Source organism: Frateuria sp. GZRR35, assembly GCF_051900415.1.
Lineage (GTDB): Bacteria > Pseudomonadota > Gammaproteobacteria > Xanthomonadales > Rhodanobacteraceae > Frateuria_A.
This window is the reverse complement of the sequence record NZ_JBHZGL010000002.1, coordinates 179,147-201,916: the sequence shown is the minus strand read 5'-3', so window position 1 is coordinate 201,916 and position 22,770 is coordinate 179,147. Positions and strand designations below refer to the sequence as shown.

The window sequence follows — 22,770 nt, the reverse complement described above, 5'->3', positions numbered from 1 at the left end:
TTCGGCTCTCGCCGAAGAGCACCGCCCGCAAGCGGGCTCCTGCATTTTCAGTACCAGTCCAGCAGCGACACGCCCAGACCCAGGTAGGTGGCGTTGTGGTTGTAGTCGATCAGGCTTTCGCCGTAGCCCTTGAACAGCTCCATGTAGCCGCGCAGGTTGCCGGCCAGCGGGAAGCTCCAGGTGAACTGCGCGGCGCCATGGCTGCGGCTGCCGCCGCGGAACGAGTGGCGCAGCAACATGCCGAATTCCTGCCCGTTCCATTCGTGCACGATCTGCACTTCACCGCGGCCCATGTAGTCGTTGATGTCCGGGTTGTTGTCGTCGCTGCCGCTTTCGGGGATGCGCCACCACGGCCGCAGCATGACGGTCCAGTTGCCGCGCTCGAAGCCGATGTCGGCGATCACCCGGTTCCAGCTGCGCGAGAGCGGGTTGGAGCGACCGTTGGACTGGTGGTTGATGCCGATGCCCAGCAGGCGACCATCCCAGCCCAGCAGGTCGTAATGGGTGTCGAAGACCAGCATCGCCTCGGGTTCGTAGTTGGTCTCGCGGAACGGACGCGACAGGCGGTCGTTGTAGACCTGCCAGCGGGAGGACTGGGTATAGCCCAGCCACAGGTCGCCGGTGTCGCCGAACACGCCTTGCCACAGCTTGGTCTTCAGGCTGAGCTGGAACTTGGCCTCGACGTTGTCCAGCCGCTCCGGCGTGGTCACCGTGTTGAGCGGATTGGGACTCTGCGGACGCTCGTTCTGGTTGCTGGTGGCGAACACCGGCAGCAGGTAGACCGGCTTGTAGCCGCGCACGTTGAACGTGCCCAGCTTGGCCTCGGGCGAAAGCTCCCAGCGGCTGTCCAGCAGGGACAGCGGCGCGGACACCTCCGGGTTCTCCTGCGTGGCGACTTGGCCGGGGTTGCGGTCGTGGCCGAATACGCTCGGCAGGACGGTTTCCTCGTCGACGCGCTTCTGCGCCACCGGCAGGTTCACGCGGCCGGTGGCGTGGTCGTAGCAGGCCAGCCGCTGCGCGTCGCTTTCGATGGCGGTGCAGGCGCGGATGTCCATCGGGTCGGGGTTCTGCGCGTGCGCCGCGCAAACCCAGAGCCCGCCAAGTGCCGCGAGCACCGCGGTCGTACCGTGCTTGATCAAGGGCGTCGCTTCCTGGGGCAAAGGCGCGAAGTCTAGCGAGCGATGGCCCAACCGGCCGTGACGGGCGGACAGGCCGTCGTTGCGGGCGATGCCAGGAGGGGGAACGGCCGCCCGGCCCGGCGGGCAAAAAAAAGCCGGCCGCGAGGCCGGCGAGGGGAGTGTCGCGCGAAAACTCAGTGGGACTGCCAGGCCTCGTACTCGCGCTGGGTAACGCGGCCGTCGCCGTTCTTGTCGGCATAGCCGAAATCGTTGGCCAGCGGCGGGTAGCTGGCGGCTTCCTGCATGGTGATCGACTTCTTGCCGTTGGCCAGCTGGCTGAAGTCGGGCGCCGGTCCGGCGGAGGAGGCCGGCGGCATCGAGGACTTGAATTGCACGTTGGCGTTGCCACCGGCGTTCATGCCCGCGCCGTTCATGCCGCCACTCATGTTGCCGTTGGCGTTCATGTTGCCGTTCGCGTTGCCATTGGCATTCATGTTGCCGTTGGCGTCCATGTTGCCGTGGTCCATGCCATTGTTCATGCCCGGGTTGCCGTTCATGCCGCCCGAGTCATTGCCCATGGGCGGCGGCGCGCTGGATGCCGGCGGCGGCATGCTTTGCATGCCCGAGCTGGTCGGCGGTGCCGGCGGGGTGGTATTGGGGTCGGGCGGCGGCGGGGGCGTCGGCGGCATGTTCGACTGCGGTGCGCCGGCCGGGGGCGGCGGCATCGGGGTAGTCGGCGGCGGCGGCGCCGGGTTGCTCGGGTCCGACGGCGGCGGGGGCGGCGTCGGGGGCGTGGGAACGTCCTGCGCCATCAGTACGCCGGACGCGAGCAGCGAACCGGCGACGAGCGCGGACAGCCATGGCTTGCGGAATTTCATCATCGATACTCCATGCCAGAATGCGGGGGCGCGGGCTTGGAACAATCGATGGGGCCGCCGCGCTTCCGGCACGCTAACAAACGATTTGTAAACGCGGCCTCATCTTGCGCAGCAGGGTTCCGTGAAGTCCCAGACCACGTTGTCTCCCGCTTTATCCAGCCAAACGGCACCGCTGGGCCTGGCCCAGGCCCGTCGCCTGCATCTGGCCGCACAGGGCCTGCTGCGGCCGCTGGGCCGGCGCCCGCGTCCGGGCGACGTGGTGGCGGCGATCGAGCAGATGCGCCTGCTGCAGATCGATTCCATCCATGTCGTGGCGCGCAGCCCCTACCTGGTGCTGCACGCGCGCCTGGGCCATTACGACGGCAGCTGGCTCGACGAGGCGCTGGCGCAGGGGCGCATCGCTGAGTGCTGGGCGCACGAGGCCTGCTTCGTGCCTGCGGCGGACCTGCCCCTGCACCGCGCATGGCGCGAGCGTGGCGCGCACTGGGCGCATCGCCACGCGGCGCGCATGCATCGCGACCACCGCGCCGACATGGACGGACTGCTGGAACGGATCCGCACGCAGGGCGCTGTGCGTGCGGCCGACTTTCCGCGTGCCGACCGCGGCGTCAGCGGCTGGTGGGAATGGAAGCCGGAAAAGCGCTGGCTGGAAGCCTGGTTCGCGCTGGGCGAGCTGATGATTCCCCGGCGCGAGCGCTTCCAGCGCGTGTACGACCTGGCCGGCCGCGTGCTGGAGAAACTCGATCCTCCCTTCGTGCCGAGCCCGCTGGACACCCCCGGCCTGCGCCAGCGCTTCATCCTCGACAGCGTGCGCGCGCTGGGCATCACCCAGGCGCGCTGGATTGCCGATTACTACCGGCTCAAGCCCGCGGTGGACGACGCCGAACTGGCGCCGCTGGTCGCCGCGGGCGAGCTGATGATGGTTCCGGTGCAGGGCTGGAGCGCGCCGGGCTACGTCCACCGCGACCATGCGCCGCTGCTGGACAAGGTGCGCGCAGGCCAGCTGCGGGCGACCCACACGACCCTGCTCTCGCCATTCGACCCGCTGGTCTGGGACCGTGCCCGCGCGCAGGCCATGTTCGATTTCGAATACGCGATCGAGTGCTACACGCCCGCACCGAAAAGGCGCTACGGCTATTACGTGTTGCCGATCCTGCATCGCGGCAGTCTGGTAGGACGGCTGGACGCCAAGGCACATCGCGGCGAGGGCGTGTTCGAGATCAAGGCGTTGTTCCTGGAGGCCGGCCAGGAGGCCACACCACGACTGGCCGGGGATGTGGCCGATGCGATCGCGCGTACCGCGCAATGGCACGGGACGCCGGCGCTTCGGCTGGAACGCAGCGAACCGGCCGCCTTCGGGCGCGCCGTGCGCGCCCATTGGAAGAGCGCCGGGTTGGCCGGTTAGTCGCCGGCCTGGCTGCCCGAGGCGGCCGGAGCGGACTGGCAGGACTTGCCGTGCAGCGCCTGGCGTAGCTGGCTCGCCAGCGAGTTGCAGCGTGCGGCCAGGTTGGGGCGGATCTTCGGGTCCTGCGAGTCGCGCAGCAGGCTGGTGCGCATCGCCTCGTAGCGACCCTGGATTTGATCCGGCTTGTAGATCTGCGCGGCCTGGTGGCAGGCGACGTAGCTGGCCAGATAGTCGTCGCATGCAGGGACGCCGGTGGTTTCCGGCAAGGCCGCTTTCTCCGCCGGGCTCGGGGCCGTACCGCGCTCCTCGTTGCCGGTGCGGGTCTGCCGGCTTTCGCCGGACTGCGTGGCGGGTGCCGGTCGAGCCTCGCCGGTTGCCTGGGGCTGGCTGGCCGGGCCCGAGCGTGCCGGGTGGTTGGCGCAACCGGCCAGCAACAGGCCGGCGCCGAGCAGGGCGATGGTCAGGCGCGGGAGGGCGAGCTTCATGGCGTGCATTCCTGTGGCTGCAGTGCGGCTGGCGACCTCGACACTAGACAAACGGCACCGTGAAGGAAATCTGAAATTTTCCCGGCGGAACAAGGCCGCGCGTCATTCAGCTTGACGGTCGCACAGGCGATCGGTAACCGGCTATGATGCGCCCACTGTGTTTGCCGGGGTCACCAGAGTCATGTGGCCCGATGCCGCCGACCGGCGCTTCATCGAATCACCCCTAGGGTTTTCCTTGCACACCAGTAAGTCGGCCCCGCGTGTTGCGGCGGTCGAGTCTCTTTGATTCAACCTAGTGGAGTGTTTCATGTCTGATCGTCAGATCGGTACCGTCAAGTGGTTCAACGACGCCAAGGGCTTCGGCTTCATCAGCCGCGACAACGGCCCGGACGTGTTCGTGCATTTCCGTGCCATCAGCGGCACCGGCTTCAAGAGCCTGCAGGAAGGCCAGAAGGTCAGCTTCAAGGTCGTGCAGGGCCAGAAGGGTCTGCAGGCCGACGAGGTCATGCCGGCCTAAGCGGTCTTTTCCGCAAAGCCACGAAAAGCCGGGCAGCGATGCCCGGCTTTTTTCGTGCCTGGAAAGTGGGCCTTCAGGCACCCCTTGCTTTCAGGAAATTTCCGTTATGCTTGGGGCACTGTGTCTGCTCGGTCCACGTGCGTGCCCCGAAGCGCCGATTCGACGAATCGCGCCTCGCTCCACCCGCTCCCTGCATGCCCAGTAAGTCGTCGGCCAAAGGGGAGGTCGACTTGTCTCAGCATCGTGCAGAACGGAGTGAGTCATGTCGGATCGTGAGATTGGCACCGTCAAGTGGTTCAACGACGCCAAGGGCTTTGGCTTCATCAGCCGGGAGAGTGGCCCCGACGTCTTCGTGCATTTCCGCGCCATCAGCGGAACGGGCTTCAAGAGCCTGAAAGAAGGCCAGAAGGTGAGCTTCAAGGTCGTGCAGGGCCAGAAGGGCCTGCAGGCGGACGAAGTCGCCCCGGCCTGAGGCGGATCGAACGTTTGCCAAAGGCCGGCGCAAGCCGGCCTTTTTTTGTGCGCGCGCCGGCGCTTCGCTAGCCTGTGGCTTTTGGGCGCGAACCGATGAAAGCCGATCCCGACGACACCGTGCGCATCGAACGCGTGACGGCCGCCGATGGCGCGGCCAGCGAGCTGCTGCTGGTCGGCGAACCGGCGCAAGGCCGCTGGCTCTACTGGCTCCCCGCGATGGGCGTGCCGGCGAAGCACTACCTGCCGCTGGCCCAGTCGCTGGCAGGGCGCGGCACGGCGGTGGCACTGCACGAATGGCGCGGCATCGGCTCCAGCGACCAGCGTGCGGGACGGCGGCAGGACTGGAGCTACCGCACCCTGCTGCAGGACGACTTACCCCGTGGACTCGCCGCTGTGCACGCGGCCTGGCCCGGGACGACCAGCTACCTGGGCGGCCACAGCCTCGGCGGACAACTGGCCGCCATGTATGCCGGCGCGCGCCCCGCGGAGACTGCCGGGCTGGCGCTGGTGGCCAGTGGTGCGCCGTACTGGAGAAACTTCCGCCACGCCTGGCTGATCGGCGCGTCCTACATGGCGGCGCCTGTGCTGGCCCGGCTGTCCGGGCATTTCCCCGGGCGCCGCATTGGCTTCGGTGGAAACGAGGCGCGTGGGGTGATCGACGACTGGGCGCGCACGGGCCGCACCGGCCATTACGCGGCCGCGGGCATGGGCGACCTGGAGGCAGGCATGGCGGCCTTCGCCGGCCCGGTGCTGGCCGTGCGCCTGCGCGACGACTGGCTGGGCCCTGCCGCCTCGCTGGAATGGCTGCTGGGCAAGCTGCCGCACGCGCGCATCACGCGCGAGGTGCTCGGTCCCGACGAATTGCACGGCCCGGCCGACCATTTTGGCTGGATGAAGACGCCCGACCCGGTAGCCGCGCACATCAACGCGTGGCTGGTTCCACGCCCGCAACCCCTGTAGGAGCGCACTCGTGCGCGACCGCCCGAAGCATGGCGATCACGGTCGCGCACGGGTGCGCTCCTACAGAAGACCTCGTGGCTCAGGCCCCGGAGGAGGGCGATGGAACCCGCCTCTTGAAGCGGGCCCCGCACGGCGTCATCTGATGGGCTTGTCTCGCCGCAAGGCCATCGCATGGAACTGTTCACCCCCTTCGCGCAGCGCAGCCTGACACTGCGCAACCGCATCGTCGTCGCACCGATGTGCCAGTACTCGGCCATCGACGGCGTGCCGGACGACTGGCACCTGGTGCATCTGGGCAGCCGTGCGGTGGGCGGAGCGGCGGCGGTGGTCGCCGAAGCCACGGCGATTTCGCCGGAGGGGCGCATCTCGCCCGGCGACACCGGCCTCTGGAACGAGGCGCAGGTGGCCGCCTGGCAACCGATCACCGCCTTCATTCGCAGGCAGGGCGCCGTGGCCGGCGTGCAGCTCGCGCATGCCGGGCGCAAGGCCAGCGCGCAGCGTCCGTGGGAGGGCGGCGGTCCGCTCCCGGCAGGGCATGGCGACTGGACCACGGTGGCGCCTTCGGCGATCCCCTTCGACCAGGGCTGGCACACGCCGCAGGCGCTGGGCGAGGCGGGTTTGCGCAAGGTGGTGGACGATTTCCGCGCGGCTGCAAAGCGCGCGCTCGCCGCGGGCTTCCAACTGGTCGAGGTGCATGCCGCGCATGGCTACCTGCTGCATCAGTTCCTCTCGCCGCTCAGCAACCATCGTACTGACGCTCATGGCGGCAGTTTCGAGAACCGCACGCGGCTGGTGCGCGAGGTGCTGGCAGCGGTGCGCGAGGTGTGGCCGGAATCGCTGCCGCTGTGGCTGCGCATCTCCGCGACCGATTGGGTTTCCGGGAAAGACGGCGTGCACGGCTGGAGCGCGGAGGAAAGCGTGCGCCTTGCGCGCGAAGTCAAACCGCTGGGCGTGGACCTGATCGACGTGTCCAGCGGCGGCCTGGTGCCGCACGTGAAGATCCCGGTCGGCCCCGGCTACCAGGTGCCGTTCGCCGCGCGTATCCGGCGCGAGGCCGACATCCCCACCGGCGCCGTGGGGTTGATTACCCAATCGGCACAGGCGGCCGGCATCATCGAGAAGGGCGAAGCCGACCTGGTACTGATCGCCCGCGAGAGCCTGCGCGACCCGTACTTCCCGCGCCGCGCGGCACAGGAGCTGGGCGCATCGCTGGTTGCGCCGGTACAGTACCAGCGCGCCTGGTAGCGGAGCTCGAGCATGGACCACACGCCACGACTGATCGAAGGCCGCAAACACGACCTGGGCGACGGCTTCACCGTGCGTCGCCTGTTGCCCGCGCTGCTGGCGCGGCACGTCGGCCCGTTCGTGTTCTTCGACCACATGGGACCGGCCGGTTTCGCGCCCGGCAAGGGGATGGACGTGCGGCCGCATCCGCATATCGGCCTGGCCACCATCACCTGGCTGTTCGAGGGCGCGATCCGCCACCGCGACAGCCTCGGCAGCCTGGCCGACATCCGCCCGGGCGAGGTCAATTGGATGACGGCCGGCCGCGGCATCGTGCATTCCGAACGCACGCCGCCCGACGAGCGTCGCGACGGCCAGCGCCTGCACGGCATCCAGCTGTGGGTGGCGCTGCCGCGCGAGGACGCCGAGGTGGCGCCGGAGTTCCATCACCACGGCGCGGACGAATTGCCACGCATCCGCCGCGATGGCGCGGACCTGTTGCTGATCGCGGGCTCTGCCTACGGCGAGCGTTCGCCGGTGAAGGTGTTCGCGCCGATGTTCCTGATCGAGGCCAACCTGTCCGAAGGTGCCACGCTGGACTGGCCGGGCGAGCACGCCGAACGGGGCGTTTACGTGGTCGAGGGCGAAGTCCAGTGGGGCGAGGTCGTGGTCGGCGCCGACCGCATGGCGGTGCAGGGCGGCAGCGTCGCGGCGCCGCTGCGTGCGCGGGCGCCGAGCCGGCTGATGCTGTTCGGCGGCGCGCCGCTGGATGGCGAACGGCACCTGTGGTGGAACTTCGTCGCCAGCTCACGCGAGCGCATCGAGCGGGCGAAGTCGGACTGGGTGGCCGGGCACTTTGGCGTGGTGCCGGGCGACGACAAGGAGTTCATTCCGCTGCCGGAGCACTGATGGGAACCGGAGCCCGGTTCGGGCCAGCCGAACAACCGTCCGCGCTGAGCGTGGCTCGCCACCGGTGAGCGAAGAGTCGAAGCGACTGTGCGGACGCTTCCCCGCCCTGGCTTGCCTTTGACTGCAGCGCGACACGCTTGCGCTCTGCCGCACGGAGGTTTGGCGGCTACGGCTTGAACCTGCTACCGGCTAAGCGCACGCTCGTCGCACCACCTGCCGGAACGTTGTCGCCACCATGTCCGAGTTCGCCCGCTTCCGCGACTTCTACCCGTACTACCTCAGCGAACACCGCAACCGGACCTGCCGTCGGCTGCATTTCGCCGGTAGCACGCTGGTGCTGCTGGTGATCGTCGTGGCGATCGCGACCCGCGACGCACGCTGGTTGTGGCTGGTGCCGCTGGCCGGGTACGGCTTTGCCTGGATCGGCCACTTCATGTTCGAGAAAAACCGTCCGGCGACCTTCCGCCACCCGCTCTACAGCCTGGCCGGCGACTGGGTGATGTACTGGGACATCCTGCGCGGTCGCCAGCGGATGTAGCGCCCGTCCGTGGATGGCGCAGGGTGGGCTTCAGCCCACCGCCCGATGCCATGGTGGGTTCAAAGCCCACCCCACGAAGTCATCAGGCGCCCAGCGCCTGGTCCTGTTCGCCGAGCCAGTCGTGATAGTTGCGCAGCTTGCCGAGCTGGAAGCGCGAGACGTCCTCGATCAGCGCCAGGTGATACCACTGCTCGCCGCGCACCGTCACCGCCGGATGCAGCAGCGCTTCCGCGTCGCGGATGCCCTCGCGGTAGTAGCCGTCGCCCTCGCCGAACCAGGGCAGCCGGTCGCCCTCGCGCAGCGCAGCCAGCAGTTCGGCCGGGGCACCCAGGTCGCTGGCGATCTCGTAATGCGCACGCAGGTCCTCGTCGGTCTGGATCAGCACGAATCGCCCGCGGCCACGCTCGTCCAGCAGCAGCATGCCAGTCGGGTTGACGTGCAGGTAGCACTCCACTGCCGGGAAGTCGCCGACCAGGCCACGGAACGCCTGCTGGAACGCCTTGTCGCGCAGGAACCGCACGTTGCCCAGCGCCAGCGCCTCGGCGACGAAACCGCCCACGCGCTCGAAGTAGCGTCGCTGCAACGCGCGGATGCCCAGCTGCAGCTTGTCGATCGCCTGCGGATCGCTCTTGCGGATGAAGCGGTCGATCACGCCCGCGTTGAACGCTTCGATCGCGGTGCAGTCGTCGGCAGTACCGGTGAGCAGGATCTTGCCGATGTGCGGGTTGGCCAGTTCCCGGCAGAACGAAATGCCGTCCATCTCCGGCATGGTGAGGTCGACCACCACCACCGACACCTCGGCGAAACGCTCCGGGTCGAACATCACCCGATGGATCGAATCGATGTCCAGCGCGACCAGTTCCCGCGTCTGCGAGGAGCGGTCCTTCCAGTGGTACATCCAGCCGCCGCCCGGCACCGCGCGGATACCGTGGCTGCCCAGCTCGGCCAGCGCCCGGCGCGGCGAGCTGTAGCTGCGCAGGCGCAGGCTCGGGTCGAGCAGCAGGGGCATGCTGTCGAGGTATTTCTCGTGGTCGTCCACCAGTAGCGTGGTGGTGGGGAAGTGGAACGGCAGGATGTCGCCGTGGAAGTCGATGCTCATGCCGAAAGTCCCTGTCCAGATGGCACGTATGGCGGAAACGTCACGAAGAATTCGGTGTATTCGCCCCAGTGTGAGCGACAGCTGATGCGCCCGCCCATGCGTTCGACGGCACTTTGCGAGAAGGCCAGGCCGATGCCCAGCCCGGTGCCGTCCCGCCCGTCGCTGTGGGAATAGAAGCGGTTGAAGATGCGCGGCAGCACGTCCGGCGGAATGCCCGGCCCGGTGTCGCGAACGCGGATGCAGTGGCCGCTGCTGTCGCTGTCCAGGCTCACGTGGATTTCACCCTTGCCGGCACGGCCGGTGTGGAACAGCGCATTGCGCAGCAGGTTGAAAAGCACATGGGTGAGCAGCGTTTCCGAGCCCATCAGCACGAAGTCGGTCGGTTCGGTCGACAGCTGCACGCGCTCGCGTTCGGCTTGCGAGGCGTACGGATAGCGCGCCAGCGCCTGCGCCACGCAGGCGCGCACGTGCAGTGGTTCGAACTGCAGGGTGCCCATCGGCTTGGCGGCCATGAGCAGCATGTCGATCACGGTGTGCGCGTGGTTGACCTCGTGCTCGATCACCGCAATGCCGCGCTGCAGCGCCTGCAGGTGCGGCCCGCGCAGCGCGGCCACCGGCAGGCCGGCGCGCTCGGCCACTCGGTGGCTCTCCAGCAGGTTGGGCAGGTACCGGCCGATCGCGCGACCGGCCATCTGCACCGAACCCAGCGGCGTGCGCAGCTCGTGCGCGATGTTGTTGGAGGCGCCGATCAGCGCCTTGACCTTGGCTTCGTCGGCAAACTTCTGCGAGAGACTGGCCAGCGGTCCCAGGATCAGCGTCAGCGCCAGCACCGGCGCGTACTGCAGCAGCGCGTGCAATGGCCACACGTCGTGCGGTCCGAGCTGGAACGCCAGCGCGGCGAACGCCGTGCCGAGGCTGTAGATCAGCGCGAAGCTCGCCAGGTCGAACAACATCATCGTGATGAAGATCGAGAACAGGTGCGCGCCCATCCAGACGATCGTGCCGCCGTTGCGCAGAAACAGGTAGCCGAAGAAAAACGGCAGCACGAACGTGATCACCGCGTACCAGTACAGCGGCAACCACGGCTTGAACGAACGCGGCCACCAGCGCTGCAGCGCCAGCGGCAACAGCACCACGCACCCGGCCGCGTGCAGCCCCAGGTTGCTGTAGGGCTGCGGCAGCACGTAGGTCCACAGGAACCAGTACAGCGGCATGAACAGGCCGCCGAGCAGGCACATCACCGGCATCATCGGCTGCGAGTAGCGCGCCCGGGTGAACATCGCGTTGTCCACCCGCCGCCGCAACTGCTGCAGCCGGGAACGGCGGCGGTGCGGTGCGTGGGTCATCCCTGGCGTCGACATGGCATCCGGCCGTGCGGGTTCGGTTTACCGGTATTGCTGGTGGCAGGATTTGCAGGCGTCGTTCACCGGCTTGACCGCCTGGGCGAGCGCGGCACAGTCGGTCGGGTGCGCCTGCACGGCGCCCTGCAGGGCGGTCCGCAGGCGGTTGGAATGGTCGAGGAAGTCCTGTTCCGCACCAGGGAAGGCGGTGGGGATGTCCGACGCGGTGGACTGCAGGCGCAAGAGGTGATCGTTGACCTGCGCGGCGTCGCACTGCTTGGACTTGACCGCCTGGCCGAGCGCGCCCATGTGATGGCCCATCACCGTCATCACCGCGTGCGGCATCGGATTGCGGTCGCCCAGCGACTTCATCGCAAACACGGTACCGAGGACGCCGATGACCAGGCCGAGCAGGATAAGGAGTGCGGAACGTGCATTCATGGTGGACCGCCCTTGAAGAGTGTGAAAGGCCAGAATACCGAAGCATCGACGCCTTTCGTAGCCGTAAAATGGGCTTTTCCGCGTAGGAAACCGCACGCGATGGCAGGCAGCATCCACCCCGTCCCCGGGCAGGTCGCATGAGCGGCCCGCATTATCCGGTCGAGCGCTTCGAGGGCGTCGAGCGCCTGTACGGCCGGGGCACCATCGAGCGCCTGATGAACGCCCACGTCTGTGTGATCGGCATCGGCGGGGTTGGCTCCTGGGCGGTCGAGGCGCTGGCGCGCAGCGGCGTGGGGCGGTTGACCCTGATCGATGCCGACGAGGTGTGCCTGTCCAACACCAACCGCCAGCTGCATGCGCTGGACGGCCAGTGGGGCAAGCCCAAGGTGGGCGTGATGGCCGAGCGCGCGCACGCGATCAACCCGCGCATCCGGCTGGAGGCGATCGAGCGTTTCCTCACCACGGCCACGCTGGACGAGCTGCTGGATCGTGGCTACGACGTGGTGCTGGATGCCTGCGATGCCTTCCGCGTGAAGCTGGAGGCGATCGCCTGGTGCCGCCGGCGCAAGTTGCCGATGGTGACGGTGGGTTCGGCCGGTGGGCGCACCGATCCGACGCAGATCCGCGTGCGCGATCTTTCGCGTACCGAGCACGATGCGATGTTCAGCCTGATCCGCAAGAAACTCCGGCAGGATTTCAGCTTTCCGCGCAACCCGGACCGCTACTTCGGCGTGTCGGCGGTGTATTCGCTGCAGAACGTGCAATACCCGCAACCGGATGGGAGCGTGTGCGGGTTGCGCCCGCCGGGCGGGGACTCACTCAACCTGGCCTGCGGCGGCGGGTTGGGGGCGGCGACGCACATCACCGGAGCGTTCGCGTTTGCGGCGGTGGGGAAGGTCTTGGAGAAAGTGCTGGAGAAGTAGCTCGCCTCCAAAGAGGTCGCCATCGAGCTTTCCCCCGCGAACGCGGGGGAAGGTGCCGACAGGCGGATGGGGGCGCCCTTGGGCGCGATGCATGGGTGGATTCGAGGCAAGACTTCCCCCATCCGCCCTTCGGGATCCTTCCCCCGTGAACGGGGAAGGATCCATGGCTCACCACCCCATGTAGTGACCGCCGTTGATCGCCAGATTCGATCCGGTGATCCAGCTCGCTTCGTCGGTGGTGAAGAACGCCACGGCGTGCGCGATCTCCTCGGGCTTGCCGAGCCGCCCGATCGGGATCTGCGCCACGATCTTTTCGCGTACCTCCTCCGGGACGGCCATCACCATGTCGGTTGCCACGTAGCCCGGCGACACCGTGTTGACCGTGATGCCGAACTTGGCATTCTCCTGCGCCAGCGAAATGGTGAATCCGTGCATGCCGGCCTTGGCCGCGGCGTAGTTGGCCTGGCCGTACTGACCCTTCTGGCCGTTGATCGAGCTGATCTGCACGATGCGGCCCCAGCGGCGCGCCCGCATGCCCTCGATCACCGGACGGGTGACGTTGAAGCAGGCGTTGAGGTTGGTGTTCACCACCTCGGTCCACTGCTGGTAATCCATCTTGTGGAAGGTGGTGTCGCGGGTGATGCCGGCGTTGTTGACCAGGATCTGCACCGGACCGCATTGCGCTTCCACGGCCCGCACCATCGCCTCCGACGAACCCGGGTCGGCCACGTCGCCCGGCACCATGCACACGTCGATGCCTTCTGCGGCCATGCGTTCACGCCAGGCCTGCGCCTTGGCCTCGTCGCGGTAGTTGGTGGCGACGCGGTGTCCCTGGCGCGCCAGGTAGCGGACGATCGCGCTGCCGATGCCGCCCGTGCCGCCGGTGACCAGTGCGGTGCGTGGGTTCATTGCCGAGATTTCCCGATGCGAGGACGCCGACGCTGGCGTGCCCTGCATGTATACCCCAACTTCATGACAGCTGCTGCCCCTGGCCTCCGGTAGGAGCGCACCTGTGCGCGACCGCCATGCGGCATCCGCGCGATGACCCAAGCTTGCGCGATCCGGTGCCCCGCGGTCGCGCACAGGTGCGCTCCTACAGGGGGCGCGCAGCCAGGCGGGGCAGGCGGGCGGGATCGAAACGCTTCAGCGCGGCTTCCAGCAGGGCCGCGGGGCTGTGTGCGCCCGCGGACGTCTGGACGTCCAGGAAGGCCAGCGCCTTGCGCAGCGCTGGCAACGGCTCGGTCGGGTCCACCGGATGCGCCTGTTCGGACTTGGACAGCTTGCGCCCCTGTGCATCCAGCGCCAGCGGCAGGTGGCGGTACGCCGGCATGGGCAGGCCGAGGCACTGCTGCAGCCAGATCTGCCGCGGGGTGGAGTCGAGCAGGTCGTTGCCGCGCACCACCTCGGTGATGCCCTGGAACGCGTCGTCCACCACGCAGGCCAATTGGTAGGCGTAGTAGCCCTCCACGCGACGGATGACGAAGTCACCGGCTTCGTCCCGCAGGTTCTGCCGTTGCGGCCCCTGTTGCGCGTCGTCGAAGTCGATCGTCACGTCCGGTACGCGCAACCGCCAGGCGGGCGGGCGGTTCGGCTCGGGCAACGCGATGCAGCGCCCGTCGCGATGCGCCCCGCCCTCGGCCGCCAGTTGTGCCCGGCTGCACCAGCAGGGAAACACCAGGTCGGCGGCGCGCAGGCGCTCGAAGGCGGCGTCGTAGGCGTCGCGGCGTTGTGACTGGAACAACGCGGGTGCGTCGGCGACCAGCCCGAATGCTGGCAGCGCGGTCAGGATCGCCTGCGCCGAACCGGCGACCTCGCGCGGCGGATCGATGTCCTCCACCCGCACCAGCCACCGCCCGCCGGCATGGCGCGCGCACAGCCAGCTGCCCACCGCGGCCACCAGCGAACCGAAGTGCAGCAGGCCGGTGGGGGAAGGGGCGAAGCGGCCGCAGTAGGTCATCCGCGCAGTCTACCGACGTGCCGGCGTGCGCCGGGATGGGGCGGCGCGAAGTCGCAGGCAGGCGTGACCCCGGAACCGACGCCACGGGGGCTGGTCTGAACCTCTGCGGGGCGGCTTTCCCCTTGAAACCGGCTGCCCGCGCCCCGAATCTCCCCCGCGGTGCGAACCGCTTTTCCATGACTGCCAAACGAGACAGCCGTGCGTCGAATCGTCCTCTTCCTTGCCACCAACATCGCCGTCCTCCTGCTGCTGAGCATCGTCTGCCGCCTGTTCGGCATCGACCAGTGGGCCGCCGCCCACGGCTACGGCGGCATGACCGGATTGCTCGTCTACGCCGCGGTGTTCGGCATGGGCGGCGCCTTCATTTCGCTGGCGATGTCCAAGACCATCGCCAAGTACTCCACCGGCGCGCGCGTGATCGAGCAGCCGCAGACCGCCGCCGAGCGCTGGCTGGTCGACACCGTGCGCCACCACGCCCAGGCCGCCGGCATCGGCATGCCCGAAGTGGCCATCTACGACGCGCCGGAAATGAACGCGTTCGCCACCGGCATGACCAGGAACAGCTCGCTGGTGGCGGTCAGCTCCGGCCTGCTGCAACAGATGGATCGCGAGCAGGTCTCGGCCGTGCTCGGCCACGAGATCGGCCACGTCGCCAACGGCGACATGGTGACGCTCACCTTGATCCAGGGCGTGCTCAACACGCTGGTGATCCTCGCCGCGCGCGTGGTCGGCAACCTGGTCGACAGCTGGCTCAACGGTGGCCGCGACAACCGCGGCGGCATCGGCATGGGCTACTTCGTCACGGTGATGGTGCTGCAGGTGGTCTTCGGCCTGTTCGCCTCGATGATCGTGGCCGCCTTCTCGCGCTGGCGCGAGTTCCGCGCCGACCGCGCGGGTGCGCAGCTGGCCGGCCGCGGGTCGATGATCTCCGCACTGCAGCGGCTCAAGGGCGACCATGGCCAGACGACGCTGCCCAAGGCGATGGCCGCCTTCGGCATCTCCGGCCACATGGCCGCGGGGCTGCAGCGCCTGTTCATGAGCCATCCGCCGCTGGACGCGCGCATCGCGGCGCTGCAGGCGGCGCGCGCCTGAGCTTTAGCCCCTGTCCTCGCCGGGAGAGGGGCCGGGAAGCGGGTCCGGCCGCGTGGGCTGCGCGCTCCGTCCGGACCCTCACCCGCCTTGTCGGGCACCTTCTCCCGGAGGGAGAGGGGTTCAAACCACAACCACTGGAAGCACCACTGCAATGACCGCATCCACCGAAACCCGCAAATTCGAAGCCGAAGTCGCCCAGGTTCTGCACCTGGTCACCCACTCGCTCTACTCGCACAAGGAAATCTTCCTGCGCGAGCTCGTCTCCAACGCCTCCGACGCCTGCGACAAGCTGCGCTTCGAGTCGATCGCGCAGCCGGAGCTGCTGGCCGGCGAGGGCGAGCTGCACATCGACGTGAGCTGGGACGAACAGGCGCGTACCGTCACCGTGCGCGACAACGGTATCGGCATGAGTCGCGACGAAGTGGTGGCGAACATCGGCACCATCGCCAGCTCCGGCACGCGACGTTTCCTGGAGGCGATGAGCGGTGAGCAGAAGGCCGACGCGCGCCTGATCGGCCAGTTCGGCGTGGGCTTCTACTCCGCCTTCGTGGTGGCCGACAAGGTCACCGTGCTGACCCGCCGCGCCGGCGCACCGGCGGGCGAGGGCGTGAAGTGGGAGAGCGACGGCAAGGGCGAGTATGCGCTCGAACAGGTCGAGCTTGGCGAACGCGGTACCACGGTGGTCCTGCACCTGAAAGCCGACGAGGACGAGTTCCTCAAGCGCTGGCAGCTCGCCTCGCTGATCCGCAAGTATTCCGACCACGTCGCTTTCCCGATCCGCATGCCCAAGGAGGAAGACGGGAAGCCCACCGGCGAATGGGAAACCATCAACGACGCCGGCGCCCTCTGGACGCGACCCAAGAGCGAAATCAGCGACGAGGACTACATCAGCTTCTACAAGTCGCTCGGCCACGACTTCAACGATCCGCTGGCCTGGACGCACAATCGCGTCGAAGGGAGCCAAAGCTTCACCACGCTGCTCTACCTGCCGGCGCAGCCGCCCTTCGACCTGATGATGGGCGGCCGCGACGAGCGCAAGGGCCTGAAGCTCTACATCAAGCGCGTCTTCATCATGGACGCGGCCGAGGAGCTGTTGCCGAACTACCTGCGCTTCGTGCGCGGCGTGGTCGACGCCGACGACCTGCCGCTCAACGTCAGCCGCGAGATCCTGCAGCACAATCGCCAGCTCGACCGCATCAAGGCTGCCTGCGTCAAGCGCGTGCTTGACCTGATCGAAAAGCTCGCCCGCGACGAGCCGGAGAAGTTCGCCACCTTCTACAAGGCCTTCGGCAACACGCTCAAGGAAGGCATCGCCGAGGACGCCAACAACCGCGAGCGCATCGCCAAGCTACTGCGCTTTGCCTCCACCCGGAGCGAGGGTGCCGGTGCGACGGTGGGGTTCGACGACTACATCGGCCGCATGAAGGTCGGCCAGGACGCGATCTGGTACATCACCGCCGACAGCTATGCCGCCGCGGCCGGCAGCCCGCAGCTGGAAGCGTTCAAGGCGAAGGACATCGAAGTCCTGCTGATGTCCGACCGCATCGACGAGTGGATGCTCGGCTCGCTGAGCGAGTACGACGGCAAGAAGCTCCAGAGCGTCGCCAAGGGCGAGGTGCCGCTGGACGAGGCCGACCGCAAGAAGCAGGAGGAAGCCGCCAAGGCGGCCGAGCCCCTGCTGGCGAAGATGAAGGAACTGCTCGGCGATCGCGTCGGCGACGTCAAGGTGTCTGCCCGCCTCACCGACAGCCCGTCGTGCCTGGCCCTGTCCGACTACGAAATGGCCCCGCACCTGGCCCGCCTGCTGCGCGAAGCCGGCCACGACATGCCCGAGTCCAAGCCGACGCTCGAGATCAACCCGCAACACGCTCTGGTGCAGCGGGTGGAAACCGAAGCCGACAAGGACAAGGCCGCGGACCTGGCCAGCCTACTGCTGGAGCAAGCCGAGATCGCCGCCGGTGCGCAACTGCCTGATCCGGCCGCCTTCGTGCGACGCATGAACCGCGTGTTGCTGGGGTAGGGCGCGCCACCGCGCCGCCTGTCGCTTCGCAGACAAGAAGAGCCCGCGTTTCGCGGGCTTTTTTTGGCGTGAGTGACCGCTTTACAGCGAGTTGAACGCTGTGCATACTGTGTATATGCAGTATGCACACATCGATCCCGAACTGTTTCTGTCCACCGGCGACAGCACCCCGATGTACCAGCAGATCGTCAACCAGATCACGGCCAAGGTCATGGCCGGCGACTGGCCGGCGGGCCAGCCCTTGCCATCGATCCGGGAATTGGCGAGCGCCAGCCGGGTCAGCGTGATCACGGTCAAGCGTGCCTACGCCGAGCTGAGCCTGGCAGGCGTGATCGTAACGCGGCATGGCATGGGCTCGTTCGTGGCGGAGTCGCCGAGCCTGCCGACGAGCCTGCTGCGGGCCGAGTTCACCCAGCACTTCGACGCCATGCTGGCCATCGCCCGCCAGCTGGGCATGTCCCTGGAAGACATCCGGCAACTGCTCGACGACGAGCCGTTCGACCGGCGCCCCGATCCCAACGAAGGACCCGCATCATGACCACCGCATTCGCCTTGTCCGGAGTGAGCAAGCGCTATGAGGGCTTTGTGCTCAGGGACATCAGCCTGGGCATGTCCGAGGGACAGGTCATGGGGCTGGTCGGCGTCAACGGCGCAGGCAAGACGACGTTGCTGCGCATCCTCAGCGGGCAGGTGCTTGCCGACACCGGCACTGTCCAAGTGCTCGGCCACGCCATGCCCGCGCAGCAGGTTGCCGCCAAGAAGGAGCTCGGCTTCGCAACCGAAGACATGCGCCTGTTCAAGAGCCAGACCTTGCGCTGGCACATGGACTTCGTCCGTGCCATCTATCCCGGCTGGGACGAGGCCTATGCGGCCGAGCTGCTTCGTCGTTTCGACCTGCGCGCGGAACAGACCCTCGGGGGGTTCTCCCACGGGCAACGGGTCAAGGCGCTGCTGATGCTCAATTTCGCGCGTCGGCCGCGGCTTCTTTTGCTCGACGAGCCAACCACGGGGCTCGATCCTGTGGCGCGTGACGAGGTGTTGCAGGCGCTGTCCGACGTGCTGCGCGACGAGGCCCGCAGCGTGCTGTTTTCCTCCCACAACACCAGCGACGTCGAGCAGATCGCGGACACCATCACCTTTCTCCACAAGGGTGAGCTCCTCGCATCCAGGGACAAGGAAGCGTTCCTCGATGATTGGCGGCGCATCGTCTGCCAAGGGCCATGGATGCCGGACAGGAGCGCGTGGCCGGAGATCGCCGCGTCGCGGCAGAACGGTTCCCTCCTGGAGCTGAAGGTGCGCCGGTTCAGCGATGGCCTGCTCCAGCGCCTGCAGGCCCAGGGCATGGAGATCCGCCGCACCGAGGCAATGAGCCTGGAAGACATCTTCGTTACCACCGTGCGCGCTGGAGGTGCGGCATGACTCTCGCCCAACTCAACCTGCCCGTGATCAAGCTGCTGGTGGCCAAGGACTGGCAGTTGTTCCAGAAGCAGCTTGCGACATGCGTGGTTGCCGGGATCGTGGCGCTGTGCCTGATCGGCATGGCAAGGAGCTGGAGTTTCTACCTCGGCTCGCTGCTGATGATCATCGTCCTGGTATGTGCTTCGTGTTTCTCGATATCGACGTCGCTGTTGTCCGAACGCAAGGAACACACGCTGGCGTTCGTGATGAGCTTGCCGGTGACGCCACTGGACTATTACCTGGCCAAGCTGGCCGCAAATCTGATCACGTTCTTCGTGCCTTTCATGATCATGCTCGCGGGCACGATGCTGGTGATCTTCACGACGCCGGTCCCCAATGGGGTCACGGTTCTTTCGTTGCTCGTCTTTGGCCATGTGTTGGCCGCGTACGCCGTGTCCCTGAGCGTCGCCATGGGGGTTGAATCGGAAGGTTGGAACATCTTCGCCATGATCGGCAGCATGGTGTTGATCAACCCCTTCATCATGCTGATGGGGCAGCTCCCGGCGATCAGGGATCACGTCAATACCGACGCGATCGTGTTCGGGCCGGTAATCGTTGCCATCCTGCTGGTCCAGCTGATCTTCAGCGCCGCCATCCTGGTCTGGACCGGTTGGGTGCACGGTCGAAAAAAAGCGTTCTACTGAGCCGCTCAGCGAGCTTCCCGCAGCGCGGGCTCGATCACCTCTACCTGTCAGCGATCCGACGGATCCGTTCGGAGGTCCCACCGTGCACGACAAAACACGCTTTCATTACATGGACAACCTGCGCGCCCTGGCCATGCTTTCCGGGGTGCTGTTCCACGCTGCACTGGCCTACAGCCCGCTGATGCATCCGTTCTATCCCGCCGCCGATCGTGCGCAATCCGGTTACGTGGACCTCTGCATCTGGTTCCTGCACCTGTTCCGGATGCCGCTGTTCTTCCTGGTCGCCGGCTTCTTCGCTGCGATGCTGCTGCACAAGCGCGGCATGGCAGGCTTGTTCCGCAACCGCCTCAGGCGCATCGCCGTGCCGCTGGTGATCTTCTGCCCGCTGGTGATCGCCGCCATGGCGTACTGCACGCTGCACGCGGCGGCGAGCGTGCAGCATCCCTCGCCGGTGCTGGTGATGATCCAGCAGTTCTCGCGGATGACGAACCCGCCGACGCGGCCGTTCAGCACGGCCCACCTGTGGTTTCTTTACTACCTGCTGTTCTTCTATGTGCTGGTCTGGGCGGCCAGGAGTCTGGGACTGGATAAACTCGGCGACTTCATCCGTAGCTTGAACCCGGCGTGGCACCTGGGGCTGCTTCCGCTGCTGCTGGTGCCGGCCCTCGCTTCGGTGAGTGCTCCGCATCCTGCGCCAGAGGGAATGTTTCCGCAGTTCTGGGCGTTCGGCTTCTATGGACCGTTCTTTGCCTGCGGCTGTCTGCTGTTCGGTCACGAAGCGCTGATCCAACGGCTTCGCCGCGCCGCACCATGGTTGCTGGTCGCGAGCCTCGCGCTCTACGGGGTGTACTGCAATCTGCTCAAGCGGCATGTACCCGCTGCGGCGAACCCGTCTGCGACCGTGCTCATCGCCACAGCCGAGGCCTATGTCAGCGTCTGGATGACCTGCGTTTGCCTGGTCGCCGGACGATCGTTGCTCGATCACGCCAACCGCGTGCTGCGCTATCTGTCCGACGCGTCGTACTGGGTGTACATCACCCATCTGCCGGTTCTGTTCGCCATCCAGTACCGGCTGCTGGACATCGAGATGGGGTGGGGCGCCAAGTTCGCGATCTCGGTGGTGGCGACGTCCGCGCTCTGCCTTTTCAGCTATCACGTGCTCGTGCGCAAGACCGTGATCGGAAAGCTGCTCGGTACGCGGCTTCCGGTGGCGGAAGCGACCGCAGCATGATGATCGACGGCGGTTCCGGCGGCGGCCTGGCCATGAGCCGCAAAGGCTTGTGTTTCCGCGCCAGCCGATCGTCCTCGCGCATGTACGGCGGGTCGTGCTTTACGGAGACGCCTCTTCGGGCCACTCCCGCATGGCTTGCGGGTCTACCCCCACGCGGCGGCACGAGCGGCTGACCACGCCGCTTTCCTCGAGCGCCGCGCGGAACGCCGGCGCCATCGACCACAGCAATCGCGCAGCGACACGCGCCTGCCGGCGTTGGCGCGGCGTGTGATGTAAGAGTTCGCTCGCCCATGCCGGCAGCAGTGCAATGCCGGCATGCAGGAACACGTCGCGCGAAAGGCTGGCAAATGGAACGGGAAGGCGCACGCCGCCGAGGATGTGCAGGACCTCGCGCGAGCGCCCGGTATAGGCCAGTTGCTGCCGCATGCCCGCGAAATAATCGGCGACCTCGCCTTCCGATGCGGGCACGTCGCGCGCGCCCAGCGCTTTGGCGATGCGGCGCACTTCGTCGTAGTAGCGATCGGCCATCGCGGGAGACACCGTGCGATGGGCGAAGCGGCGATAGCCGGCAAGGAAGCTGTGTGCTTCGGTGACATGCACCCACGTGAGCAGGGCCGGGTCGTCGGCCGAGTAAGGCGTGCCGTCCTCGGCGGTACCGAGCACGAAGCCGTGGATGTGACGTACCCGCTCGATCAATCCTTCCGCGGCTGCCCGCGGCGCGTAGGTGGTGGCGCCGACGAAAGTGGTGGTGCGGCGCAGGCGACCGACCAGGTCCTGGCGGAAGTTCGAGTGGTCCCAGACACCGGCCAGGGCCAGTGGGTGCAACGTCTGCATCATCAGCGCGGCCAAGCCGCCGGCGAGCATGCCCGGGAAGTCGGCGTGGATGCGCCAGGTCACGCTGTCGGGTCCGAACAGGCCCGGATCGCCGCGCGGGTGGTCGTAGTCCAGCGTGCTGCCGGGATCGCGTGGAAAGGCGCCCAGCACCCAGCGGCGGATCGGTTCGTGCGCGGCGCGGTGAAGCCGGTTCAGTGGCGAAGCCATGGCGCAAGTATAGGGTTGCGCCATCCCTGGGCGGTCGCGCCCGATCCGCGAAGGCTTCGCCCCGGTCTCAGCCTTCCGCGCTGGCGGGCGCCGCGGCATGCGCCTGGCTGGCCGCTGCCACGGCGGTGGGCGAGGGCAGGACCAGCATCGCGCTCATCACGGCCAGGCACAGCAGCATGCAGACGGCGAAGAAGCTCTGCAGCAGGATAGTTTCGAATTTCATGGTGATTCTCCGCGTGGTGGAAAGAAGCTTTCGCGGATGAGATGGCACAACGCGTGCCAACGTTTAAAAGCACGGTGCCATGCGGCTTGCGGGTATTTTCCCGTGCGCGCGTGGGCCGTCCGCGGACACCGTGCCCGCGCGTCCGGACAGTCGCGGACGGACACCGACAGCTGCAGCGACCGTGACGGTACGGTCGCGCCAGGCGCGTTAGCGTGCAGGGCGATGACTGCGAAAGGGTGACCGGCACGATGTTCCGCGTGGGCCTGATTTCCGATACCCACGGCCTGCTGCGTCCAGCGGCGGTGGACTTCCTGCACGGGTGCCAGCGCATCATCCATGCAGGCGACATCGGCGAGCCCGCTCTCCTGGACGCGCTGTCGGCCATCGCACCGTTGACCGCCGTGCGCGGTAACAACGATCGCGACCCGGCATTCGACCATTTGCCGGAAACGGCCACGCTCGAACTGGGCGAGGTGCGGCTGTACGTGGTGCATGACCTCAAGCAACTGGCAATCGATCCACGCGCCGAGGGCATCCACGTGGTTATTTCGGGGCACTCGCACAAACCGCTGGTCGAGCAACGCGAAGGCGTGCTCTACGTCAATCCCGGCAGCGCCGGGCGGCGGCGGTTCAAGCTGCCGATCGGCGTGGGCGAGCTGCTTATCGATGGGCGCGAGGTGATGCCGCGGATCGTGGAGCTGGATGGCTAACGGGTTTTCGCCCCTCGAACGGGCGTCGCAAGCAAGGTCGGGGTGACAGCTATCCTTGCCTCCGCAAGGGAACGGGGGAAAGG

Annotated in this window: 25 protein-coding genes; 15 read left to right on the top strand and 10 right to left on the bottom strand. The window is 67.4% G+C overall.

Annotated elements, in window-relative coordinates:
• Positions 1-47: 47 nt before the first annotated feature.
• Both ACFWZ3_RS03475 and ACFWZ3_RS03470 read right to left on the bottom strand, forming a co-directional pair.
• Entirely contained in the window at positions 48-1,136 is a 1,089-nt protein-coding gene (locus ACFWZ3_RS03475) for a phospholipase A (RefSeq protein ID WP_439706597.1), read from the bottom strand.
• A gap of 176 nt (positions 1,137-1,312) precedes the next feature.
• Positions 1,313-1,996, bottom strand: coding sequence for a hypothetical protein (locus ACFWZ3_RS03470; protein ID WP_439706392.1), 684 nt, complete (start codon positions 1,994-1,996; stop codon positions 1,313-1,315).
• 121 nt (positions 1,997-2,117) lie between these two features.
• On the opposite strand from ACFWZ3_RS03470, the gene ACFWZ3_RS03465 reads away from it, so the two are divergent.
• Complete coding sequence (locus tag ACFWZ3_RS03465) at positions 2,118-3,401, top strand: winged helix-turn-helix domain-containing protein (RefSeq protein WP_439706391.1); 1,284 nt, start codon at positions 2,118-2,120, stop codon at positions 3,399-3,401.
• On the opposite strand, the gene ACFWZ3_RS03460 is transcribed toward ACFWZ3_RS03465, so the two are convergent.
• Complete coding sequence (locus tag ACFWZ3_RS03460) at positions 3,398-3,886, bottom strand: hypothetical protein (protein WP_439706390.1); 489 nt, start codon at positions 3,884-3,886, stop codon at positions 3,398-3,400. The two genes, ACFWZ3_RS03465 and ACFWZ3_RS03460, sit on opposite strands and share 4 nt — an antisense overlap.
• A gap of 307 nt (positions 3,887-4,193) precedes the next feature.
• Here ACFWZ3_RS03460 and ACFWZ3_RS03455 point away from each other — a divergent pair, with 307 nt between their 5' ends.
• From ACFWZ3_RS03455 to ACFWZ3_RS03430, 6 genes are all read left to right on the top strand, one after another.
• On the top strand, positions 4,194-4,403 hold the full coding sequence (locus tag ACFWZ3_RS03455) for a cold-shock protein (RefSeq protein WP_209614482.1): 210 nt from the start codon (positions 4,194-4,196) through the stop codon (positions 4,401-4,403).
• A gap of 262 nt (positions 4,404-4,665) precedes the next feature.
• A complete protein-coding gene (locus ACFWZ3_RS03450; protein ID WP_091333775.1) occupies positions 4,666-4,875 on the top strand; it encodes a cold-shock protein in 210 nt (69 codons plus the stop codon).
• A gap of 95 nt (positions 4,876-4,970) precedes the next feature.
• A complete protein-coding gene (locus ACFWZ3_RS03445; protein WP_439706389.1) occupies positions 4,971-5,837 on the top strand; it encodes an alpha/beta hydrolase family protein in 867 nt (288 codons plus the stop codon).
• Positions 5,838-6,008: 171 nt separating this feature from the next.
• Positions 6,009-7,082 (top strand): NADH:flavin oxidoreductase/NADH oxidase, encoded by a 1,074-nt coding sequence (locus ACFWZ3_RS03440; protein WP_439706388.1) that lies wholly within the window; start codon positions 6,009-6,011, stop codon positions 7,080-7,082.
• Positions 7,083-7,094: 12 nt separating this feature from the next.
• A complete protein-coding gene (locus ACFWZ3_RS03435) occupies positions 7,095-7,970 on the top strand; it encodes a pirin family protein (RefSeq protein WP_439706387.1) in 876 nt (291 codons plus the stop codon).
• 235 nt (positions 7,971-8,205) lie between these two features.
• Positions 8,206-8,508: an Mpo1-like protein gene (locus tag ACFWZ3_RS03430; protein WP_439706386.1), complete on the top strand. Its 303-nt coding sequence runs from the start codon at positions 8,206-8,208 to the stop codon at positions 8,506-8,508.
• Between the two features lie 82 nt (positions 8,509-8,590).
• On the opposite strand, the gene ACFWZ3_RS03425 is transcribed toward ACFWZ3_RS03430, so the two are convergent.
• From ACFWZ3_RS03425 to ACFWZ3_RS03415, 3 genes are read right to left on the bottom strand one after another with little or no spacing between them, the layout of a single operon-like run.
• Complete coding sequence (locus ACFWZ3_RS03425) at positions 8,591-9,607, bottom strand: response regulator (protein ID WP_439706385.1); 1,017 nt, start codon at positions 9,605-9,607, stop codon at positions 8,591-8,593.
• A complete protein-coding gene (locus ACFWZ3_RS03420) occupies positions 9,604-10,968 on the bottom strand; it encodes a sensor histidine kinase (protein WP_439706384.1) in 1,365 nt (454 codons plus the stop codon). Before ACFWZ3_RS03420 ends, ACFWZ3_RS03425 begins: the two co-directional genes overlap by 4 nt.
• 24 nt (positions 10,969-10,992) lie before the next feature.
• The gene (locus tag ACFWZ3_RS03415; RefSeq protein ID WP_439706383.1) at positions 10,993-11,388 is read right to left on the bottom strand and encodes a cytochrome c; all 396 of its coding nucleotides are present in this window, start codon (positions 11,386-11,388) and stop codon (positions 10,993-10,995) included.
• Positions 11,389-11,525: 137 nt separating this feature from the next.
• Between ACFWZ3_RS03415 and ACFWZ3_RS03410 the strand changes: the two genes are divergently transcribed.
• The gene (locus ACFWZ3_RS03410; protein ID WP_439706382.1) at positions 11,526-12,311 is read left to right on the top strand and encodes a tRNA threonylcarbamoyladenosine dehydratase; all 786 of its coding nucleotides are present in this window, start codon (positions 11,526-11,528) and stop codon (positions 12,309-12,311) included.
• Between the two features lie 168 nt (positions 12,312-12,479).
• On the opposite strand, the gene phbB is transcribed toward ACFWZ3_RS03410, so the two are convergent.
• Entirely contained in the window at positions 12,480-13,220 is a 741-nt protein-coding gene (phbB, locus tag ACFWZ3_RS03405; protein ID WP_439706381.1) for an acetoacetyl-CoA reductase, read from the bottom strand.
• A 184-nt stretch (positions 13,221-13,404) separates the two neighbouring features.
• Positions 13,405-14,268 (bottom strand): tRNA glutamyl-Q(34) synthetase GluQRS, encoded by an 864-nt coding sequence (gene gluQRS, locus ACFWZ3_RS03400; protein WP_439706380.1) that lies wholly within the window; start codon positions 14,266-14,268, stop codon positions 13,405-13,407.
• 198 nt (positions 14,269-14,466) lie between these two features.
• Between gluQRS and htpX the strand changes: the two genes are divergently transcribed.
• The 6 genes from htpX (at position 14,467) to ACFWZ3_RS03370 (ending at position 20,713) form a co-directional block, all read left to right on the top strand.
• Positions 14,467-15,360: a protease HtpX gene (htpX, locus tag ACFWZ3_RS03395; protein ID WP_439706379.1), complete on the top strand. Its 894-nt coding sequence runs from the start codon at positions 14,467-14,469 to the stop codon at positions 15,358-15,360.
• Between the two features lie 151 nt (positions 15,361-15,511).
• Positions 15,512-17,380, top strand: a complete 1,869-nt coding sequence (gene htpG / locus ACFWZ3_RS03390) for a molecular chaperone HtpG (RefSeq protein ID WP_439706378.1) — start codon at positions 15,512-15,514, stop codon at positions 17,378-17,380.
• Between the two features lie 115 nt (positions 17,381-17,495).
• Positions 17,496-17,918, top strand: a complete 423-nt coding sequence (locus ACFWZ3_RS03385; protein WP_439706377.1) for a GntR family transcriptional regulator — start codon at positions 17,496-17,498, stop codon at positions 17,916-17,918.
• Positions 17,915-18,799: an ATP-binding cassette domain-containing protein gene (locus tag ACFWZ3_RS03380; protein ID WP_439706376.1), complete on the top strand. Its 885-nt coding sequence runs from the start codon at positions 17,915-17,917 to the stop codon at positions 18,797-18,799. Before ACFWZ3_RS03385 ends, ACFWZ3_RS03380 begins: the two co-directional genes overlap by 4 nt.
• Positions 18,796-19,482, top strand: coding sequence for a hypothetical protein (locus ACFWZ3_RS03375; RefSeq protein WP_439706375.1), 687 nt, complete (start codon positions 18,796-18,798; stop codon positions 19,480-19,482). Before ACFWZ3_RS03380 ends, ACFWZ3_RS03375 begins: the two co-directional genes overlap by 4 nt.
• An 82-nt stretch (positions 19,483-19,564) precedes the next feature.
• A complete protein-coding gene (locus tag ACFWZ3_RS03370) occupies positions 19,565-20,713 on the top strand; it encodes an acyltransferase family protein (RefSeq protein WP_439706374.1) in 1,149 nt (382 codons plus the stop codon).
• Between the two features lie 99 nt (positions 20,714-20,812).
• Here the strand turns inward: ACFWZ3_RS03370 and ACFWZ3_RS03365 are convergent, their stop codons facing one another.
• Together ACFWZ3_RS03365 and ACFWZ3_RS03360 are read right to left on the bottom strand one after the other, a co-directional pair.
• On the bottom strand, positions 20,813-21,754 hold the full coding sequence (locus ACFWZ3_RS03365; protein ID WP_439706373.1) for an oxygenase MpaB family protein: 942 nt from the start codon (positions 21,752-21,754) through the stop codon (positions 20,813-20,815).
• A 67-nt stretch (positions 21,755-21,821) separates the two neighbouring features.
• Positions 21,822-21,977, bottom strand: coding sequence for a hypothetical protein (locus tag ACFWZ3_RS03360; protein ID WP_439706372.1), 156 nt, complete (start codon positions 21,975-21,977; stop codon positions 21,822-21,824).
• Between the two features lie 248 nt (positions 21,978-22,225).
• On the opposite strand from ACFWZ3_RS03360, the gene ACFWZ3_RS03355 reads away from it, so the two are divergent.
• Positions 22,226-22,687, top strand: a complete 462-nt coding sequence (locus tag ACFWZ3_RS03355) for a metallophosphoesterase family protein (RefSeq protein ID WP_439706596.1) — start codon at positions 22,226-22,228, stop codon at positions 22,685-22,687.
• Positions 22,688-22,770 lie beyond the last annotated feature (83 nt).

Excerpts from the sequence above, each read along its gene's own strand:
- ACFWZ3_RS03385 (WP_439706377.1), top strand. The coding sequence starts at position 17,496 with ATGCAGTATGCACACATCGATCCCGAACTGTTTCTGTCCACCGGCGAC.
- ACFWZ3_RS03355 (WP_439706596.1), top strand. The coding sequence starts at position 22,226 with ATGTTCCGCGTGGGCCTGATTTCCGATACCCACGGCCTGCTGCGTCCA.
- ACFWZ3_RS03455 (WP_209614482.1), top strand. The coding sequence starts at position 4,194 with ATGTCTGATCGTCAGATCGGTACCGTCAAGTGGTTCAACGACGCCAAG.
- ACFWZ3_RS03360 (WP_439706372.1), bottom strand. The coding sequence starts at position 21,977 with ATGAAATTCGAAACTATCCTGCTGCAGAGCTTCTTCGCCGTCTGCATG.
- gluQRS (WP_439706380.1), bottom strand. The coding sequence starts at position 14,268 with ATGACCTACTGCGGCCGCTTCGCCCCTTCCCCCACCGGCCTGCTGCAC.
- ACFWZ3_RS03420 (WP_439706384.1), bottom strand. The coding sequence starts at position 10,968 with ATGTCGACGCCAGGGATGACCCACGCACCGCACCGCCGCCGTTCCCGG.
- phbB (WP_439706381.1), bottom strand. The coding sequence starts at position 13,220 with ATGAACCCACGCACCGCACTGGTCACCGGCGGCACGGGCGGCATCGGC.
- ACFWZ3_RS03380 (WP_439706376.1), top strand. The coding sequence starts at position 17,915 with ATGACCACCGCATTCGCCTTGTCCGGAGTGAGCAAGCGCTATGAGGGC.
- ACFWZ3_RS03430 (WP_439706386.1), top strand. The coding sequence starts at position 8,206 with ATGTCCGAGTTCGCCCGCTTCCGCGACTTCTACCCGTACTACCTCAGC.
- ACFWZ3_RS03440 (WP_439706388.1), top strand. The coding sequence starts at position 6,009 with ATGGAACTGTTCACCCCCTTCGCGCAGCGCAGCCTGACACTGCGCAAC.
- ACFWZ3_RS03470 (WP_439706392.1), bottom strand. The coding sequence starts at position 1,996 with ATGAAATTCCGCAAGCCATGGCTGTCCGCGCTCGTCGCCGGTTCGCTG.
- ACFWZ3_RS03425 (WP_439706385.1), bottom strand. The coding sequence starts at position 9,607 with ATGAGCATCGACTTCCACGGCGACATCCTGCCGTTCCACTTCCCCACC.
- ACFWZ3_RS03365 (WP_439706373.1), bottom strand. The coding sequence starts at position 21,754 with ATGGCTTCGCCACTGAACCGGCTTCACCGCGCCGCGCACGAACCGATC.
- ACFWZ3_RS03415 (WP_439706383.1), bottom strand. The coding sequence starts at position 11,388 with ATGAATGCACGTTCCGCACTCCTTATCCTGCTCGGCCTGGTCATCGGC.
- ACFWZ3_RS03435 (WP_439706387.1), top strand. The coding sequence starts at position 7,095 with ATGGACCACACGCCACGACTGATCGAAGGCCGCAAACACGACCTGGGC.
- htpG (WP_439706378.1), top strand. The coding sequence starts at position 15,512 with ATGACCGCATCCACCGAAACCCGCAAATTCGAAGCCGAAGTCGCCCAG.
- ACFWZ3_RS03375 (WP_439706375.1), top strand. The coding sequence starts at position 18,796 with ATGACTCTCGCCCAACTCAACCTGCCCGTGATCAAGCTGCTGGTGGCC.
- ACFWZ3_RS03445 (WP_439706389.1), top strand. The coding sequence starts at position 4,971 with ATGAAAGCCGATCCCGACGACACCGTGCGCATCGAACGCGTGACGGCC.
- ACFWZ3_RS03460 (WP_439706390.1), bottom strand. The coding sequence starts at position 3,886 with ATGAAGCTCGCCCTCCCGCGCCTGACCATCGCCCTGCTCGGCGCCGGC.
- ACFWZ3_RS03450 (WP_091333775.1), top strand. The coding sequence starts at position 4,666 with ATGTCGGATCGTGAGATTGGCACCGTCAAGTGGTTCAACGACGCCAAG.
- ACFWZ3_RS03410 (WP_439706382.1), top strand. The coding sequence starts at position 11,526 with ATGAGCGGCCCGCATTATCCGGTCGAGCGCTTCGAGGGCGTCGAGCGC.